This is a genomic window from Paenibacillus sp. MMS18-CY102 (assembly GCF_009789195.1).
Taxonomy (GTDB): domain Bacteria; phylum Bacillota; class Bacilli; order Paenibacillales; family Paenibacillaceae; genus Paenibacillus_T.
Genome location: NZ_WSTC01000091.1, coordinates 1 through 656 on the forward strand (window position 1 = coordinate 1; position 656 = coordinate 656).

Here is a 656-nt window from a genome sequence, read left to right on the forward strand (position 1 = left end):
CCCCGGATCAAAGCCTGCTTACGGCTCCCCGAGGCAATTTCGTTGTTCGCCACGTCCTTCTTCGGCTCCTAGTGCCTAGGCATCCTCCGTGCGCTCTTAGTAGCTTAACCAGTGCTCGATTGATGGCCGTTTACTCTCGTGATAGCTTTGTTTCTTGATCCAATAAGTTCCCTCAATGGTTGAAACAAATCTACCAAAGTCGTAACCATCCATACAATCTTCGCTTCGTGTTATTACTAAAGCTTTAAGGATGTTTCATTATTCGCTATCCAGTTTTCAAGGTGCAAATGCCTTTATAGGCAAGACAAAACAACCTTATCACCGCACTTTCTTACCAATTAATTACTCATCGGTAATTTCGGCGTTGTGATTCGATTGTATGGTGCTTTCGCACCCGCTTGGCGTCTTCCTACTCTTCCAGGACCCTGCGGTCCAAGTACCATCGGCGTTGGAGGACTTAACGGTCGTGTTCGGGATGGGTACGCGTGGAACCCCTCCGCCATCGACACCAAACGGATATTCAGCTTTCAGAAAGAACAAGATTGCTCTTTCAAAACTGACAACGAGCGAGACACAACTGTCATTGTGTATCCAGTCATCATCGTGACTGGGTATATCCTTAGAAAGGAGGTGATCCAGCCGCACCTTCCGATACG

At 47.6% G+C, this 656-nt stretch carries 2 rRNA genes; both read right to left on the minus strand.

Annotated features, from left to right (window positions below):
- A 23S ribosomal RNA gene (locus tag GON22_RS25550) occupies positions 1–110 on the minus strand; the annotation flags it as partial.
- 286 nt (positions 111–396) lie between these two features.
- A 5S ribosomal RNA gene (gene rrf / locus GON22_RS25555) occupies positions 397–513 on the minus strand.
- Positions 514–656 lie beyond the last annotated feature (143 nt).